Source organism: Citrobacter sp. Cf125, assembly GCF_030333935.1.
In the GTDB taxonomy this organism is placed as follows: Bacteria; Pseudomonadota; Gammaproteobacteria; order Enterobacterales; family Enterobacteriaceae; genus Citrobacter; species Citrobacter freundii.
On record NZ_JAOWEY010000022.1, the window covers coordinates 989,223 to 1,006,293 of the forward strand.

General features: G+C 55.3%; 15 protein-coding genes. 2 read left to right on the forward strand and 13 right to left on the reverse strand.

Annotation, left to right across the window (positions count from 1 at the left end):
• Positions 1-14: 14 nt before the first annotated feature.
• The 5 genes from menH to OGV89_RS09005 all read right to left on the reverse strand — a co-directional run bounded on the left by menH (position 15) and on the right by OGV89_RS09005 (position 4,758).
• Positions 15-773: a 2-succinyl-6-hydroxy-2,4-cyclohexadiene-1-carboxylate synthase gene (gene menH / locus OGV89_RS08985; protein ID WP_286558528.1), complete on the reverse strand. Its 759-nt coding sequence runs from the start codon at positions 771-773 to the stop codon at positions 15-17.
• A complete protein-coding gene (menD, locus tag OGV89_RS08990) occupies positions 770-2,440 on the reverse strand; it encodes a 2-succinyl-5-enolpyruvyl-6-hydroxy-3-cyclohexene-1-carboxylic-acid synthase (protein WP_230121831.1) in 1,671 nt (556 codons plus the stop codon). The genes menH and menD overlap by 4 nt, the downstream gene beginning before the upstream one ends.
• Before the next feature lie 84 nt (positions 2,441-2,524).
• Positions 2,525-3,823: an isochorismate synthase MenF gene (gene menF, locus OGV89_RS08995; protein ID WP_181826100.1), complete on the reverse strand. Its 1,299-nt coding sequence runs from the start codon at positions 3,821-3,823 to the stop codon at positions 2,525-2,527.
• Positions 3,824-3,927: 104 nt separating this feature from the next.
• Positions 3,928-4,233, reverse strand: coding sequence for a stress response protein ElaB (gene elaB, locus OGV89_RS09000; protein ID WP_003027683.1), 306 nt, complete (start codon positions 4,231-4,233; stop codon positions 3,928-3,930).
• A 63-nt stretch (positions 4,234-4,296) separates the two neighbouring features.
• Complete coding sequence (locus tag OGV89_RS09005) at positions 4,297-4,758, reverse strand: GNAT family N-acetyltransferase (protein ID WP_003845092.1); 462 nt, start codon at positions 4,756-4,758, stop codon at positions 4,297-4,299.
• 67 nt (positions 4,759-4,825) lie between these two features.
• Between OGV89_RS09005 and rbn the strand changes: the two genes are divergently transcribed.
• Together rbn and OGV89_RS09015 are read left to right on the forward strand one after the other, a co-directional pair.
• Positions 4,826-5,743, forward strand: coding sequence for a ribonuclease BN (rbn, locus tag OGV89_RS09010; RefSeq protein WP_286558531.1), 918 nt, complete (start codon positions 4,826-4,828; stop codon positions 5,741-5,743).
• A 64-nt stretch (positions 5,744-5,807) separates the two neighbouring features.
• A complete protein-coding gene (locus OGV89_RS09015; RefSeq protein WP_003839364.1) occupies positions 5,808-6,812 on the forward strand; it encodes a chemotaxis protein in 1,005 nt (334 codons plus the stop codon).
• Between the two features lie 59 nt (positions 6,813-6,871).
• On the opposite strand, the gene nuoN is transcribed toward OGV89_RS09015, so the two are convergent.
• The 8 genes from nuoN to nuoG all read right to left on the reverse strand — a co-directional run bounded on the left by nuoN (position 6,872) and on the right by nuoG (position 17,009).
• Positions 6,872-8,329, reverse strand: a complete 1,458-nt coding sequence (gene nuoN, locus OGV89_RS09020; RefSeq protein WP_003027689.1) for an NADH-quinone oxidoreductase subunit NuoN — start codon at positions 8,327-8,329, stop codon at positions 6,872-6,874.
• A gap of 6 nt (positions 8,330-8,335) precedes the next feature.
• The gene (gene nuoM / locus OGV89_RS09025) at positions 8,336-9,865 is read right to left on the reverse strand and encodes an NADH-quinone oxidoreductase subunit M (protein WP_003027692.1); all 1,530 of its coding nucleotides are present in this window, start codon (positions 9,863-9,865) and stop codon (positions 8,336-8,338) included.
• Positions 9,866-10,048: 183 nt separating this feature from the next.
• Complete coding sequence (gene nuoL / locus OGV89_RS09030) at positions 10,049-11,890, reverse strand: NADH-quinone oxidoreductase subunit L (RefSeq protein WP_003027695.1); 1,842 nt, start codon at positions 11,888-11,890, stop codon at positions 10,049-10,051.
• On the reverse strand, positions 11,887-12,189 hold the full coding sequence (gene nuoK, locus OGV89_RS09035; protein WP_000612644.1) for an NADH-quinone oxidoreductase subunit NuoK: 303 nt from the start codon (positions 12,187-12,189) through the stop codon (positions 11,887-11,889). The genes nuoL and nuoK overlap by 4 nt, the downstream gene beginning before the upstream one ends.
• Positions 12,186-12,740, reverse strand: a complete 555-nt coding sequence (gene nuoJ, locus OGV89_RS09040; RefSeq protein ID WP_003028059.1) for an NADH-quinone oxidoreductase subunit J — start codon at positions 12,738-12,740, stop codon at positions 12,186-12,188. The genes nuoK and nuoJ overlap by 4 nt, the downstream gene beginning before the upstream one ends.
• Before the next feature lie 11 nt (positions 12,741-12,751).
• Positions 12,752-13,294 carry an NADH-quinone oxidoreductase subunit NuoI gene (gene nuoI, locus OGV89_RS09045; RefSeq protein WP_003028062.1) on the reverse strand — a complete coding sequence of 181 codons (543 nt, stop codon included), beginning with the start codon at positions 13,292-13,294 and terminating at the stop codon, positions 12,752-12,754.
• A gap of 14 nt (positions 13,295-13,308) precedes the next feature.
• Positions 13,309-14,286, reverse strand: a complete 978-nt coding sequence (gene nuoH, locus OGV89_RS09050; RefSeq protein ID WP_003028063.1) for an NADH-quinone oxidoreductase subunit NuoH — start codon at positions 14,284-14,286, stop codon at positions 13,309-13,311.
• Positions 14,283-17,009, reverse strand: coding sequence for an NADH-quinone oxidoreductase subunit NuoG (gene nuoG, locus OGV89_RS09055; protein WP_003839358.1), 2,727 nt, complete (start codon positions 17,007-17,009; stop codon positions 14,283-14,285). The genes nuoH and nuoG overlap by 4 nt, the downstream gene beginning before the upstream one ends.
• Between the last annotated feature and the right edge of the window lie 62 nt (positions 17,010-17,071).

Here is a 17,071-nt window from a genome sequence, read left to right on the forward strand (position 1 = left end):
AAAATGTCCTATAGTCAGCGACGCAGAATCTGAGCCAGACAGTCCACTACACCCGCGGGGTTGTCCCGATGCGCGTTGTGTCCGGCATTACGAATCACATGGTTTGGTACTGATATTTCCGCCGCCAGAGCGCGGAATTTATCGTCACGTTCACCACATAAATAATAAAACGGAAATGTGCGCGTCGTGAGTTGCGCACGTAAATCAGGTTGTACGGCAAGCGAGGTGGCCTCCAGCATTGCCGCCAGCGTTTGCCCATTATTCTGGCTACGCAGAGCGACCAGCGCCTCTCTTTGCGCCGTGTTCAGCGAGGAAAAAACGGGCTGTTGATACCAGTCATTAAACACCTCACGTAGCGGCTCTGCGCGAAAACGCGCAGCCCAGCGGCCATCCGAGAGACGACGCTGAACGCGCGCCTCTTCGCCTTGCAAGCCTGGATGTCCACCTTCAACCACCAGACCACAAAGCCCAGGCATCTCCTGACAGGCCGCCATCATCGCGACTCTGCCACCAAGAGAGTATCCCACCAACCAGTAGTTGTGTATGTTGTAACTAAGTAGAGTATTACGCAGCAAAACGTTTACGTCATCGAATCCGCTCACGCTGATGTCAGCAGAGCCACCGTGTCCCGGCAGATCGATGTATAGCCGCGAATAATCCTGAAACGCTTCGCCGACCGTCTGCCATTCCCGACAATCGCCAGAGAAACCGTGCAGGAAAACCAGCCAGGGAAATCCCGTCTGGCCCTCTTTCGCCTGCGCATACAAGATCATAGATGACTTACCCGCGCCAGCAGTTGCTGCAAGGTTTGCGCCCCGTCAGTTTCATTCACCACCAGCTCAATCACCGTGGCCGCAGGAGTACGCCAGGCGTTAGTCAACGCGCTCTCCAGCTGCTCCCAGTTTTCCGGGCGCTGGTATTTAAGGTTAAACATGGCGGCAGCATGCTCGAAATGTACGTTCTGCGGCATCAGATAGAACCGTTCGCGTTCGCTGGCTGGCGTCGGCAGCAGAGAAAAAATCTGTCCGCCGTTATTGTTGACCACTATCAGGACAAACGGTGCAGAAACCTGGCGCAATAACGCCAACGCATTCAGGTCATACAATGCAGATAAATCGCCAACAATCGCCAGCGTCGATTTCGCGCTGGCACGCTGTACACCTGCTGCCGTTGACAGCAGGCCGTCAATACCACTCGCGCCACGGTTGCTATAGACCGGGTAACCAGCCGGAAGCTGCGACAGCGCATCAATCAGGCGTACCACCAGACTGTTACCCACGAACAGCTGCCCCTGCTCCGGCAAGTATTCGCGAATACGGTGGGCTAATTGCGCTTCACCAAACGCCTCACGACGGGCTTCTACCGCCTGCCAGGCCAGTTGTGCCAGACGAGGGATTTCCACGTACCAGGGCTGACGTTTCTCCGCCGGATGCAGCTCCAGCCAGTCGCCAACTTTCGCCACCAGCCTGCGGCCACGATGGTGAGCCGGATCGAGGCGGCCTTCGATATTATCGACAATCCAGTATTCCTGCGGATCGCAGCTGGCCTGCCATTGCAGGAGTCGTTTTCCGGTCAGGCTGCTGCCAAGCTGCACCACAATCTGCGCCTGCTGTAACTCAGCTACCGCTTTCGCATTTCCCAGCCACAGGTCGGCGCACGGCAGCGGTTGTCCGGTTTGCGACAGAACATCACCAATCAGCGGCCAGCCTAACGTCTGCGCCCACTGCGCAACCTTCTTACCTTCTTCAGCGCTCATGCGGCCCGCAATGACTACGCCGCGTTTTTGTCGCCAGAAAAACCAGTCGCGCTGTTTGTCGCTTTCCAGCCGACGCGCTTCTCGCAGCCAGGGTTTATCGTCCTGCCACCAGTCGCCGAGGCGCTGTTGCCAGGCAATCCCCGTTTCGTCCATATCGCCATACAGCGGTTCCGCAAACGGGCAATTGATATGAACCGCCCCGCTATGCAGGGTTGCTAACGCATTATCAATAGTGGACACCAGCCAGCTTGCCGGAATGTCCTGAGTCGGACGCGGTAAAGAGAGCGTTTGCGATGGATGCGAGGCAAACATTCCGGCCTGACGAATCGCCTGGTTCGCACCACAGTCGATAAGCTCTGGCGGTCGGTCTGCCGTAAGTAAAATTAGTTTTTCACCGGTCAGGCCCGCTTCAATCAACGCGGGATATAAATTCGCCACCGCGGTACCGGACGTCACAATCACGGCGACAGGCTGACGGCTAACTTTTGCCAGACCTAAGGCCAGATGCCCAAGACCACGCTCGTCAAAATGGGTGTGATGGATGAATGCGGGGTTTTCCGCTGCCGCCAGCGTCAACGGTGTAGAACGAGAGCCAGGGGCAATGCAGACATGCCTGACGCCGTGGCGAGTGAGTGCTTCCAGAATGACCGCCGCCCAGCGTCGGTTAAATGCGCTTACTGACATGAGATTGTCCGGTATCAATATTGCGACACAGTATAAAGAATCGAATAAATGGATTTTTGATATGAGTCGGTAATGTGTGACTCATTAGGCTTCCATCTGTAATAAAGTACGTAAACCCGCCGCTTTGTTGTCTATTTCTTGCCATTCCTGCTCAGGATCTGAACCACGTACGATCCCTGCCCCGGCATAAAGGCGCACCACGTTTGCGCTAATTTTCGCCGAACGTAGTGACACGCAAAACTCACTTTGGCGCCGTGAAAGATAACCCGCAGAACCGGCATACCACTCACGTTCAAAGGGTTCATTTTGTTGGATGAATTCACGCGCCAGCTCTCGCGGAATACCGGCGACAGCCGCCGTGGGCTGGAGTTGCATCAGGCAAAGCGTATCGTCGGCCTGATTCAGTTCCGTCCAGATGCAACGGCGCAGGTGCTGCACTTTACGCAGCCTGAGCACCTGTGGCGGCAGCACGTCGAGAGTTTGCGTACAGCCTTGCAGGCGCTGGCAAATATCTTCAACCACCAGCATATTCTCACGCTGGTTTTTATCATCTTTCATTAGCCATTCACCCAACTGCCAGGCCCGATGATCCTCTGGATGATTGGCCACGGTTCCGGCCAGCGCCTCGGTGCGCAGCGCCGTGTCTCGCCGCCGATACAGACGCTCAGGGGAAGAGCCAAGAAAAGCGGAGTCGGCAGAGAATGCCATAAAGAAATGGTAGCAGTTCAGGTTTAAGCGACGGCTGGATGCCATCACGGCCGCGGCATTAACCGGCTGAGAAAACTGTAAGTCGGTCGCCCGCGCCAGCACGACCTTATCGAGGTCTTCTCCTGCGATCGTTTGGGTGGCGAGTTTTATCAGATTTGTCCAGCCCGCTTTATCTGGCCAGTTCTGTTCTCCCGTCAAACTGAGACGCAATGCGGGTAGCGGCTTAACGTTGGCAAGCGAGGTGATAAACGCCACCGCCTGCGCGGCGTCGTCTCGCAGCGATACGTCGCTATAGAGATGTAAGCGTAAGCTCGCCACCCCGGCACAACGTCGCCACTCCAGCCGCGGCAGCAGCAAATTGCCGCGCTGAGGCTCAAAGGCATTCAGGCCCCAGATACGCAGGTCGGGATGATTATCATGCTGGCGTAAAAACTGCTGAGCTGATTCCAGCGAGGAAAATGCGGCGACGGCTCCCAGTACGGCAGCCTCTTCGTCGCCGTTACGCTGCTGCCAGTAAAACTGGGGCCAGACGGGTTGGCTAGCCAGCCATCCTAAAGCGTCAAACGCATCATTCAGTGGGAAAGGTATGTCGTAAATACGAATTCCAGGTGCGGCTGGTAACTCTTGCGACAAATGACGCATCAGACTTTCCAGCGCAGTAGTGATTGAATGCACGCGGACCTCTCCCTGTTAAAAACCTCACATTATACGGGGTACTGAGCAGAAAAAGCAGTACCCCCAGTTAGGGAGTACGTACAAATGCGATGACAGAACGGAATTTATCGCCGTGCTAACAATAATCCCATCACTAAACCGACTGTGGCGCCAACGCCAATCCCGCGCCAGGGTTTTTCGTGCACATAGTCATCCGCCCGACAAACAGCTTTTTTCGCACGGTAATAGTAGCTATCAGAAGCATGGCTGACGCGATTTCTCACCTCTTCTAACGCCCGCTCTGCCCGCGCTTTTAACTCAAGGTATTTTTGATCTGCTGGGTCGCCAGAAGAACGCAGCACCTCTTCCAGCGTTTCACTCAATAATTCCAGATCATCATCGATACGTGATTCATAAGAATGAAAAGACATTATATTCTCCCTTTCAATTGACGTACCCGCTAACTATAGACAACCTGGACTGTTTGTGCCTGTTTACGCCTGATGTGCTTCCCGCGCCATTCCGACGTGTGGAATACCGTCTTCGTCATAGATATCCGTTACCGGAACAAAGCCAAAGCGCGCATAGAACGATTGCAGATGCGCCTGCGCGCCCAGATATAACGCCTTGTGTGGCCAGTGTTGCGCGCAGGATGCCAGCGTCTGGGCCATCAGCTGTTGCCCCAGTTTTTCACCACGCAGCGCTTCGCTTACAATCACCCGACCAATCACCACCGGCTCCAGCTCGTCATCGCTTTTCAGAATCCTCGCATACGCCACCAGCTCATCGTTATGCCAGCCCAGAATATGGCGATTCTCTCCAACCAGGTCATCGCCATCCACATCCAGGTACGGACACTGTTGCTCAACTACAAACACCGCGCATCGCAACTGAAGTAGTGCGTACAGTTGTTGGGTACTCAGCTTTGCATGGTGGAGATCTTGCCAGTGAATCATTGTCTGCCCCTATGTTGTGATAACCTGAACACCCTGCCTTATTGATGGCGAAAAGTGTAACGCGAAGATGGAATTACTATTTTTAGGCACGTCAGCGGGAGTCCCCACTCGCTCACGCAATGTAACGGCAATTTTACTGAATCTGCAACACCCGACTCAGGCGGGGCTGTGGCTTTTTGATTGCGGTGAAGGGACGCAGCATCAGATGCTCACCACTCCTTTCAATCCAGGAAAACTCGATCGTATTTTTATCAGCCATCTGCACGGCGATCACCTGTTTGGTTTACCGGGACTACTGTGCAGTCGCTCAATGGCCGGCAATGTCCAGCCTCTGACGCTTTACGGGCCAAAAGGGTTGCGAGAGTTTACCGAAACCGCATTACGTCTGAGCGGCTCCTGGACCGATTATCCGATGGAAATTGTGGAAATCACCGCAGGTGAGATTGTCGATGACGGCCTGCGTAAAGTCACGGCGTACCCGCTGGCGCATCCGCTGGAGTGCTACGGTTTTCGCATTCAAGAGCATGACAAACCCGGTGCGCTTGACGCTAACGCCCTGAAGGCGGCAGGTGTTAAAGCGGGCCCGTGGTTTCAGGATTTGAAAGCCGGGAAAACTATCGTGCTGGAGGATGGACGTAGGATCCACGGCGCCGACTTCCTCGCCCCGGCCACCAGGGGAAAATCAGTCGCTATTTTCGGTGACACAGAACCCTGCGCGTCCGCCATTGAACTGGCTCGAGGTGTAGATGTCATGGTACACGAAACCACGCTGGATGCCTCAATGGAGGAGAAAGCGAACAGTCGCGGGCACAGCTCAACCCGACAAGCAGCACAGCTGGCGCTGGATGCCGGAGTGGGACGCCTGATCATGACCCACGTTAGCTCACGCTATGATGAAAAAGGCTGTCAGCGTTTGCTTGAAGAGTGCAAAGCGATTTTTCCAGACACGGAACTGGCTCACGATTTCGCCATTTTCAGCGTTTAACGCTTTATTTTTCCGCCTCAGTGCCGATAACAGTGGAAAGGCTGGCTTTCACACTGAGGACAGGATGAACAATTTCCAGAAAGATATTGATGACAGGACAAACCTAACCCTGTCTAACCGTTTTGAACTGCTACTATTTCGCCTCGGCAAATCTGTTGAGGAGCAGAAATCAGAGCTATTTGGCATCAACGTATTCAAACTGCGTGAAATCGTGCCGATGCCGACCTTTACGCGTCCGGCTGGTATGAAGGCCCCGCTGCTGGGTATGGTTAATATTCGCGATCAGGTGATCCCGGTGATTGACCTGCCCGCCGTCGCGGGCTGTAAACCAGAGACCGGACTCAACATCCTGTTGATCACAGAATATGCCCGCAGCGTCCAGGCGTTTGCGGTGGAGTCAGTGGAAAACATTATGCGCCTGGACTGGCAACAGGTGCATACCGCCGAGAAAGCCGTCAATGGTCGCTATATCACCAGTATCGCTTGCCTGGACGACAACAAAGAGACCAACAACCTGGCGCTGGTGCTCGACGTTGAGCAGATCTTGTACGACATCGTACCGGCGAACCACGACCTGCGCGCAACCGATCTGAAAACCAATAAATTCAACATCACGCCGGGTGCGGTGGCGATTGTGGCAGATGATTCAAAAGTGGCCCGCGCAATGCTGGAAAAAGGGCTTAACGCCATGGAAATCCCGCATCTGATGCATGTAACGGGCCAGGATGCGTGGGAAAAAATACAGCAGCTTTCCGCAGAAGCACTGGCGGAGGGCAAGCCTATTAGCGAGAAGATCGCCCTGGTACTCACCGATCTCGAAATGCCGGAGATGGACGGTTTTACGCTTACCCGCAAAATAAAAACCGACGAACGCCTGAAGAAAATCCCGGTCGTTATCCACTCTTCGCTTTCCGGTAGTGCGAACGAAGATCACGTTCGCCGAGTAAAAGCGGATGGCTACGTGGCCAAATTCGAAGTCAATGAGCTTTCTTCAGTGATCCAGGAAGTGATGGATCGCACAGCAAAAGGCATCAGCGGTCCGCTGGTGAGCCGTCAGCTATTGAACTGACCGTATTTCACGCATAAAAAAACCCGCCGAGGCGGGTTTTTTCGTTACTGCATGTAGCCTTACATCAGCGGAGTCGCTAACTGCACAATGCTGATCAGCGGTTGCGGGTAAATACCCAGCACCAGTACCAGCAGGGCAGAAATCAGCACCACGATACCGCCCGCGCTGTACTGCCAGTTGGATGGCGCATCGCGGTTCAGCTGTTGCGGTGCGCTCAGGTACAGGCTCACGGCAACACGCAGGTAGTAGTACAAACCAATCGCCGAACCGACCACCACAGCGGCAACCAGCCACCACAGGTTAGCCTGCACACCGACTGCCAGTACGTAGAACTTACCGATAAAGCCCAGCGTCATCGGGATACCGGCCAGAGACAGCATCATTACCGTCATCACTGCCGCGAGGATCGGACGATGCCAGAACAGACCACGGTAGGAGAACAGGGAGTCCGCATCCGGGCCACGGTACGGGCTGGACATCAGGCTGACCACACCGAACGCGCCGAGGCTGCTGAACAGGTAACCGGCCAGGTAAACGCCAACCGCTTCCATCGACATCTCACCGCTCTGCAGAGCAATCAGCGCCACCAGCAGGTAGCCGAGATGAGAGATAGAAGAGTAACCGAGCAGACGTTTAATATTGGTCTGGCTCAGCGCCATCAGGTTACCGAAGATGATGGAAGCAAAGGCAATCACGCCCAGTACGATACGTACCGCTTCGCTATCCCCTACCGGTGCGTACAGGAACAGACGCATCACCACGCCGAAGATAGCGATTTTGCTCGCCGTCGCCAGGAAGGTGGAAACCGGAGCCGGAGCGCCCTGGTAAACGTCTGGCGTCCACAGGTGGAACGGAACCAGCGAAAGTTTAAAGCCGAGGCCAACAATCATCAGACCGAAGCCCGCCAGCAGCAGCGGTTCGTGCAGCATGCCGTCGCCGAGGCTCTTACCGAGCGCAACAAACGACAGATTGCCAGACTGCGCGTACACCAGCGCCATACCGAACAGCAGGAAGGAAGACGCTGCGGCAGACAGAATGGTGTATTTGATACTGGCTTCCAGCGAACGTTTCTGACGGAACGCATAGCCAACCAGACCAAACAGCGGCAGAGAGATCAGCTCAATACCAAGGAACAGCGCCGCCAGATGGTTAGCGTTAGCCAGCAGAATACCGCCGAGTGCGGCAATCAGCACCAACAGGTAGAACTCTTCCCGGTTGTCGTCGTAGCCTTCCAGCCACGGGTAAGCAAAGGTACAGGTGGCAAGACTGGCCAGCAGCACCAGTCCGGTGTAGAGCATGGCGAAACCGTCAACCCGCATCAGCGGGGTGACGTCCATGGCGCCCGCCTGGCCAACAAACCAGAGCGAAACCAGCGCGGCGTTAAGCCCAATGACCGATAACGTGGCATTGAGGAAGTGATTGCGTCGCCACGCAATGGAGAGCATCACAACCACCACCGTCAAGCCGACGATCAGCAGCGGTAGCAGCGCAATCAGGTGTTGTGGAGTTATTGTCATGGCGATTTACGGCCTTGTAGTAGTAACGGAATTAACAAACCACTGCTGGATGTTGCTCATCGCAGAATGCGAGGTATCCAGAATCGGCTGCGGATAGAAGCCAAGCAGTACCAGAAGCACGACCAGCAACAGGATGATAAACAGCTCACGCAGCGACATCCCTGGCAGTTCAACACTGGCAATCTGGCTCTTCGCTTTACCGAAGTAAGCGCGATGCAACATCGCCAGCGAGTAAACAGAGGCAAACACCAGACCAAAGGTCGAGATCACGGTAATGACCGGAACCACCTGGTAGCTGCCGAACAGAATCATAAATTCGCCAACGAAGTTACCTGTACCAGGCATACCCAGCGTACACACGGCGAAGAACATTGACAGCGCAGGCAACCATTTCATTTTGCCCCACAGGCCGCCCATCATACGCATATCACGCGTGTGCAGACGTTCGTACAGCTGACCACACAGAATGAACAGACCGGCTGCGGACAGACCGTGCGCGATCATCTGAATAACCGCACCCTGGTAAGCCAACTGGCTGCCGGTGTAGATAGCAATCAGTACGAAGCCCATGTGCGATACGGAGGTGTAAGCGATCAGGCGTTTGATATCGTACTGATTAAAGGCCATCCACGCGCCGTAGAAGATACCGATAACGCCCAGCCACATTGCGATAGGTGCAAACTCCGCCGACGCGTTCGGGAACAGCGGCAGGGAGAAGCGCAGCAGACCGTAGGCTGCGGTTTTCAGCAAAATCCCCGCCAGGTCAACGGAACCTGCGGTCGGCGCCTGGGAGTGTGCATCCGGCAACCAGCCGTGCAGCGGAACCACCGGCATTTTCACCGCGAAGGCGATGAAGAAGCCCAGCATCAGCAGATATTCCACACCGTGGGACATCGGGGTATTCAGCAGCTCTTCATAGTTGAAGGTCCACACACCGGTCGCTTTATAGTGCACAAACACCAGCGCCAGGATGGCAATCAACATCACCAGACCACTCGCCTGGGTATAAATGAAGAACTTGGTCGCCGCCGTGATACGCGTTTTACCGTCAGAGGCTTTATGCCCCCACAACGCGATCAGGAAGTACATCGGCACCAGCATCATTTCCCAGAAGAAGAAGAACAGGAACATGTCGATGGCAAGGAACACGCCGATCACGCCGCCTAAGATCCACATCAGGTTCAGATGGAAGAAGCCCTGGTATTTTTCGATTTCATTCCAGGAGCAAAGTACCGCCAGAACACCGAGCAGACCGGTCAGCACTACCATCAGCAGCGACAGACCGTCGATAGCCAGATGAATAGATATGCCAAAACGTGGGATCCACGGCAGGACAAACTCAGACTGCCACTGCGGAATGCCAGCGGATTGCGTCAGTGAATAGCCGCCCTGCAACCACAGTTGCAGGCCAAGCGCCAGCGTCAATCCCATGGTAATCAGCGCGATCCAGCGCGGCACCTTCACGCCAAAGCGTTCGGTCTGCCAGCACAGGAAGCCACCGATAAAGGGAATTAATATTAGCCAGGGTAGTAACATGGCGATCTTTATTCCTTGTTAAAGTCCCATCAGGACCTGATTTTCAACGAATTCTCAAACAGAAAATTCACTTCGGATTGCGGCTTTTTTTGCCCGGTGGCGCGAACGCTTACCGGGCCTACAGATTCCCGTAGGTCGGATAAGCACCAGCGCCATCCGACATCAACCCCACAATCCTCAAACTCAACGCAGTACCATCAACAGTGCCAGCACAACGACGGCGCCGATGCTCATTGATGCCACATACCAGCGCAGATAACCGTTCTCGCTCAACAGCAGGCCTTTACCTGCAAAGCGGGAAAGGATCGCCGGAATGTTCATCATTGAGTTGAGCGGATCGCGTTTCAGCAACCAGGCAACACCCAGGAACGGCTTGACGAACACTTTGTCGTACAGCCAGTCGAAGCCCCAGGCGTTATACCACCAGGTACCCAGCAGGCGGCCCGGCGCACTGTTGGCAATCGATGTCACAAGCTGGCGTTTACCCAGCCACAGCCATGCTGCGATCAGGATGCCCGCAATCGCTACGATACCGGAGGTAATTTCCAGCGTCATAACGCGACCATGCTCAAGCTCGGTCGTCGCAGGCAGTACACCCTGCAGCGGTGGCACAATCAGCGCGCCAACGAAGGTGGACAGGATCATCAGCACAATCAGCGGCAGATGATGGGTAATCCCCTTCCCTGCATGAGCGTGAATTTGTTCTTTACCGTGGAACACGATGAAAATCATACGGAAGGTGTACAGAGAGGTCATGAACGCACCGACCAGACCTGCAACCATCAGATTAATATGACCATTCGCCATTGCACCGGCCAGAATCTCATCCTTACTGAAGAAGCCAGCGGTAATCAGCGGCAGAGCCGACAGCGCCGCGCCACCGATCAGGAAGCAGAGATACACCAGCGGAATTGACTTACGCAGGCCGCCCATCTTGAAGATGTTCTGTTCGTGGTGGCAAGCCAGGATAACCGAGCCGGATGCCAGGAACAGCAGCGCTTTAAAGAAGGCGTGCGTCATCAGGTGGAAAATCGCCGCATCCCACGCCTGTACGCCGAGAGCCAGGAACATATAACCAATCTGGCTCATGGTGGAGTACGCAAGAACGCGTTTGATGTCGGTCTGTACCAGCGCAGCAAAACCCGCCAGCACCAGAGTGATGGCACCGATAATCCCCACCAGGTGCAGGATTTCTGGGGTCATCAGGAACAGGCCGTGCGTACGTGCAATCAGGTAGACACCGGCGGTAACCATCGTCGCAGCGTGGATAAGCGCAGAGACAGGCGTCGGGCCGGCCATCGCATCAGCAAGCCATGTTTGCAACGGCAACTGCGCAGATTTACCGACCGCACCGCCCAGCAGCATCAGGGTTGCCCACATCAGCATGTTGTTACCATCTGCAAAGTGCGCAGGCGCCAGTTCCACCATTTCGCGGAAGTTCAGCGTGCCCAGCTCGTTGTAGAGGATGAACAGCGCGAACGCCAGGAATACGTCACCAACACGGGTTACCACAAAGGCTTTCATTGCCGCAGCGCCATTCTTCGGATCGGTATAGTAGAAACCAATCAGCAGATAGGAGCACAGGCCCACGCCTTCCCAGCCGAGGTACATCAGCAGCAGGTTATCCGCCAGCACCAGAACCACCATGCTGGCGATAAACAGGTTGGTGTAGGCGAAGAAACGAGAATAGCCCTCTTCTCCGCGCATATACCAGGAGGCGAACATGTGGATCAGGAAACCAACGCCGGTCACCACGGAGAGCATAGTCAGCGACAGGCCATCCAGCACCAGGTTAAAACCGATGTTGAAGTCGCCGACTGACATCCAGGTCCACAGCGGCTGGCTGTAAGCCTGCTGGCCATTGGCAAAGAAATCAACGCCAACAAACGCAGTCACCAGCGCGGCCAGACCAATCGACCCGACACCCACGGTAGCGGACAGATTTTCTGACCAACGACCACGGGAAAACGCCAGTAATACAAAGCCAATAAATGGCAGAATAATGGTTAAGGCAAGCATGTTCATCCACGCATCTCACTTACTGAATCGATGTTCAGGTTCTGGCGACGGCGATGAAGTTGCAGCAACAGCGCAAGTCCAATGCTCGCTTCCGCAGCCGCAAGGCTGATGGCGAGAATGTACATCACCTGACCATCGGTCTGGCCCCAGTAGCTTCCGGCGACCACAAAGGCCAGCGCGGAGGCGTTAATCATGATTTCCAGCCCGATCAGCATAAACAGCAGATTGCGACGGATAACCAGACCGGTCAAACCCAGGACGAATAAAATCGCAGCGAGGATCAGTCCATGTTGTAAGGGGATCATGCGTGCTCCTCCGTTTTTCTTTTCGCGCGGTCATCAGTGCGATTGCTCAGCACTTCACCTGAACGCTCTTCGCGCCCCACGTGGAAGGCCACAACCAGGCCCGCCAGCAGCAGCATCGAAGCCAGTTCGACCGCCAGTACATACGGTCCGAACAGGGAAATACCGACTGCTTTCGCGCTAATTGGCGTCCCGTCGATGCCCTGATCGTTTACGCCCAGAATGGCGTAAACAATGACCACCAGCATGATGGCCGACAGAATCGCCGGACCAATCCACACCTGAGGTTTCAGCCACTGGCGTTCCTGTTCAATTTCAGAACCACCGAGGTTGAGCATCATTACCACGAATACGAACAGCACCATGATAGCGCCCGCGTAGACGATAATTTCCAGCGCACCGGCGAAGTAAGCGCCTAACGAGAAGAACACCCCGGAAATCGCCAGCAGCGAAATAATCAGATACAGCAGCGCGTGTACCGGATTGGTGTGGGTGATCACCCGCAAGGTTGCGAGAATGGCTATCAGGCCACAGATATAAAAAGCGAACTCCATTGCCCCTCTCCTTACGGTAACAGGCTCTTGACGTCGATAGGCTTGGCTTCGTTCTCTGCTTCGCCCTTATCTTTGCCGTCGATTGCCATACCTGCCATCCGGTAGAAGTTATATTCCGGGTATTTGCCCGGACCGGAGATCAGCAGATCCTCTTTCTCGTAAACCAGGTCCTGGCGCTTGTACTCACCCAGCTCGAAATCTGGAGTCAGCTGAATAGCCGTTGTCGGACAGGCTTCTTCGCACAGGCCGCAGAAAATGCAGCGTGAGAAGTTAATGCGGAAAAACTCCGGATACCAGCGGCCATCTTTGGTCTCTGCTTTTTGCAAAGAGATACAGCCTACCGGACACGCTACCGCACACAGGTTACAGGCAACGCAGCGCTCTTCACCGTCTGGATCACGAGTCAGAACGATACGACCACGAAAACGGGGCGGTAGATAGACCGGCTCTTCCGGGTACATCTGCGTTTCGCGTTTCGCGAACGCATGCAGGCCGATCATCCAGATACTGCGTACCTGGGTGCCGAAACCTACGAACAATTCTTTTAAGGTCATGGTCTTTGTGTCCCTTATTGCGCCTGCCAGAGAATGACAGCCGCAGTTACCAGCAAGTTGACGAGCGTCAGCGGCAGACAGACTTTCCAGCCGAAGGACATTACCTGGTCATAACGAGGACGCGGTAACGACGCACGAATCAAAATGAACATCATCATGAAGAACGCGGTTTTCAGCGCGAACCAGACGAATGGCGGTAAGAACGGGCCATGCCAGCCACCGAAGAACAGGGTAACCATCAGTGCAGAAATGGTGACGATACCGATGTATTCACCCACGAAGAACAGACCGAATTTCATACCGGAATATTCAATGTGGTAACCGTCGGCCAGTTCCTGCTCGGCTTCTGGCTGGTCAAACGGGTGACGGTGACACACCGCCACGCCCGCGATGGCAAAGGTGACAAAACCAAAGAACTGCGGAATAACGTTCCAGATATCAGCCTGGTTGTTGACGATGTCGGTCATGTTAAATGAACCGGCCTGCGCCACCACGCCCATCAGGGAAAGTCCGAGGAACACTTCGTAGCTTAGGGTCTGCGCAGACGCACGCATCGCACCGAGCAGGGAGTATTTGTTGTTACTGGACCAGCCGGCGAACAGCACTGCGTATACCGCGAGGCCCGCCATCATCAGGAAGAACAGGATCCCGATGTTCAGGTCAGCAACCACCCAGTTCGGACTCACCGGCACGATGGCGAAAGCCAGCAGCAGCGAGGTGAAGGCGATCATCGGTGCCAGGGTAAAGATGACGCGATCCGAGAATTTCGGGATCCAGTCTTCTTTAAAGAACATCTTGATCATGTCCGCAACCAGCTGGAGCGAACCGCCCCAGCCAACACGGTTCGGTCCGTAACGGTTCTGGAACAGACCCAGCAGACGACGTTCGCCAAAGCTCATGAATGCCCCGCAGGTGACCACCACCAGCAGGATCACCACCGCTTTGAGAATGCTCAGCAGGATCTCAATCAGATCGGGTGTAATCCAACTCATTGTTGTGCCTCCTGCAGATCCTCAAGACGCGCACCTGCCAGAACCGGCGCGATGCCAGGCATGCCCATCGGTAAACCAACCTGCCCTGCCGTTAATCCTTCAGCGATTTCAACCGGCAGCGTAACCGTGTTGCCATCGTAGCTGAAAGAAACGCGCGTACCGGCATTAACACCCAACTTCGCGGCATCAGCCGGGTTGAGTTTGATGTACGGCTGCGGCATACGGGTCTGGAAGACCGGCGCACGCTGGGACATTTCGTCACTGCCAAACAGGTGATAGTAAGGCGCGATACGCCACTGACCATCCTGAGCCTGGAAGCTCGCCGGAACGGTAGTGAAGTAATCCATACCATCCGCAGAAGCTTCGATCAGGCGCACGCCCGGATCGCCATGACGCAGTTTACCGCCCACTTCATCCTGGAACTTGTTCCACGCCTGTGGGGAGTTCCAGCCCGGAGCCCAGGCAAACGGAATTTGTGAACGCGGTGCAGACGGCTGGTTGTTCCCTTCCATAGAGAAAGCGAACATAGTGTCTTTGTCCTGCGGTTGACGCGGTTCGTGTACGCTGATGTTGGCGCGCATTGCGGTACGCCCACTGTAGCGGTGCGGTTCACGCGCCAGCTTCTGTCCACGGATACGGAAGCTTGCGTCCGGCGCGGCATCTTTAATGCCCGCCAGCTGCGGCAACTTCTCAACAACCGCGTCGATAACGTGGTCGAGCTGCGTCCAGTCCACTTCACGGCTCTGCACGGTGCTGTGCAGCGAGTGCAGCCAGCGCCAGCTTTCCAGCATTACGGTGTTGCTGTCGTAGTAGGATGGGTCATAAACCTGGAAGAAACGCTGGGCGCGGCCTTCGTTGTTAATCACCGTACCATCGCTTTCGGCGAAGCTTGCAGCGGAAAGCACCAGATGGGCGTTTTCCATAATTGCCGTACGCTGATGGTCAACGACCAGTACCAGCGGCGCTTTCGCCAGCGCGGCATCAACGCGAGCGGCTGAAGCATGGCGATGCAGGTCATTTTCCAGCACCACAACAGCGTCAGCGCGGCCTGTTTCCAGCTCGGTCAGCGCATCGTCAAGGGAACCACCGCCAATCATGCCGAGGCCCATGCTGTTAACCGAGCGAGCAATCATGGTGATGCCAACGTCTGCGCCACGGCCTTTCAGCGCCTTCGCCACGTTGGCAGCCGCCTGAATCACTTCGGCGCTACCGGCGTTGGTGCCGGAAATAATCAGTGGTTTCTTCGCCCCGGCTAGTGCCTGAACGATAACGTCAATTTTGTTCTGCAGGTCACGGTCAATACCGTCAACCGCCGGCGCGTTGTTATCCAGCGCGTGGGCGATAGCGAAACCTAAACGCGCCTGATCTTCAACCGGTGCGCGATAGGTCCAAGCGGCGATATCGTCCAGACGGGTGTTATCGACGTTGGTAACGAACAGCGGATGCTTAGCACGCTGGCCGATATTAAGGATTGCTGCGATCTGCCAGTCAGCCACTTTCTGTGCCGCCGCCATTTCACGCGCTTTACCTTTCACCGCCTGACGCACCGCCAGCGCAACGCGTGCGCCGGTCTGGGTGACATCTTCGCCCAGCACCAGAACCGCATCATAAGATTCGATTTCGCGCAGTGCCGGAGTATGAATCCCGCCGTCACGCAGTACGCTCAACGCCAGTTGCAGACGATCCAGTTCGCCCTGAGCGATACCGGTATAGAAGTTATCCGCACCGACCAGTTCACGCAGCGCGAAGTTACTTTCAACGCTGGCGCGCGGGGAGCCGATACCAATCACTTTCTTCGACTGACGCAGAATATCTGCCGCGCCCTGCATCGCCTGCTCGGCGTTCAGCGTGATCAGGTCATCGCCACGACGCTGTACCGGCTGACGCGGACGGTCTTTCAGGTTCACGTAACCATAGCCGAAACGACCACGGTCGCAGAGGAAGTAGTGGTTAACGGTACCGTTATAACGGTTTTCGATACGACGCAGTTCACCGTAGCGCTCGCCCGGGCTGGTGTTACAGCCGATGGAACACTGCTGGCAGATGCTCGGCGCAAACTGCATGTCCCATTTACGGTTATAACGCTCGGAGTGCGTTTTATCGGTGAAGACGCCGGTTGGACAAATTTCGACCAGGTTGCCAGAGAATTCGCTTTCGAGCGTACCGTCTTCCGGACGACCGAAGTAGACGTTGTCATGTGCGCCATACACGCCCAGATCCGCACCATCGGCGTAATCTTTGTAGTAACGTACACAGCGATAGCAGGCGATGCAGCGGTTCATTTCGTGAGAGATGAACGGCCCCAGGTCCTGGTTACGGTGAGTACGCTTCGTGAAGCGGTAGCGACGGAAGCTGTGACCGGTCATGACGGTCATATCCTGCAGGTGGCAGTTGCCGCCCTCTTCACAGACCGGACAGTCGTGCGGGTGGTTAGTCATCAACCACTCCACGACGCTTTCGCGGAACTGCTTCGCTTCTTCGTCATCAATAGAAATAAAGGTGCCTTCGGTGGCCGGTGTCATACAAGACATCACCAGGCGACCACGCGTGTCTTCCGCGTTCTGATATTGCTTCACCGCACACTGGCGGCAAGCACCGACGCTTCCCAGCGCCGGGTGCCAGCAAAAGTACGGAATATCAAGGCCAAGAGACAGACAAGCTTCCAGCAGGTTGTCCGCTCCGTTGACCTCATATTCTTTGCCGTCTACATGAATCGTAGCCATAGTCAGCATGCTTCCAGTTGGCTCGGTCGTAACCGAGCGTTAATCGAATTTCTTATCGCGAC

Bases quoted from the DNA above. Each gene is read 5' to 3' on its own strand.
- menH (WP_286558528.1), bottom strand. From the start codon at position 773: ATGATCTTGTATGCGCAGGCGAAAGAGGGCCAGACGGGATTTCCCTGG.
- menD (WP_230121831.1), bottom strand. From the start codon at position 2,440: ATGTCAGTAAGCGCATTTAACCGACGCTGGGCGGCGGTCATTCTGGAA.
- elaB (WP_003027683.1), bottom strand. From the start codon at position 4,233: ATGTCTTTTCATTCTTATGAATCACGTATCGATGATGATCTGGAATTA.
- OGV89_RS09005 (WP_003845092.1), bottom strand. From the start codon at position 4,758: ATGATTCACTGGCAAGATCTCCACCATGCAAAGCTGAGTACCCAACAA.
- rbn (WP_286558531.1), top strand. From the start codon at position 4,826: ATGGAATTACTATTTTTAGGCACGTCAGCGGGAGTCCCCACTCGCTCA.
- OGV89_RS09015 (WP_003839364.1), top strand. From the start codon at position 5,808: ATGAACAATTTCCAGAAAGATATTGATGACAGGACAAACCTAACCCTG.
- nuoN (WP_003027689.1), bottom strand. From the start codon at position 8,329: ATGACAATAACTCCACAACACCTGATTGCGCTGCTACCGCTGCTGATC.
- nuoM (WP_003027692.1), bottom strand. From the start codon at position 9,865: ATGTTACTACCCTGGCTAATATTAATTCCCTTTATCGGTGGCTTCCTG.
- nuoL (WP_003027695.1), bottom strand. From the start codon at position 11,890: ATGAACATGCTTGCCTTAACCATTATTCTGCCATTTATTGGCTTTGTA.
- nuoK (WP_000612644.1), bottom strand. From the start codon at position 12,189: ATGATCCCCTTACAACATGGACTGATCCTCGCTGCGATTTTATTCGTC.
- nuoJ (WP_003028059.1), bottom strand. From the start codon at position 12,740: ATGGAGTTCGCTTTTTATATCTGTGGCCTGATAGCCATTCTCGCAACC.
- nuoI (WP_003028062.1), bottom strand. From the start codon at position 13,294: ATGACCTTAAAAGAATTGTTCGTAGGTTTCGGCACCCAGGTACGCAGT.
- nuoH (WP_003028063.1), bottom strand. From the start codon at position 14,286: ATGAGTTGGATTACACCCGATCTGATTGAGATCCTGCTGAGCATTCTC.
- nuoG (WP_003839358.1), bottom strand. From the start codon at position 17,009: ATGGCTACGATTCATGTAGACGGCAAAGAATATGAGGTCAACGGAGCG.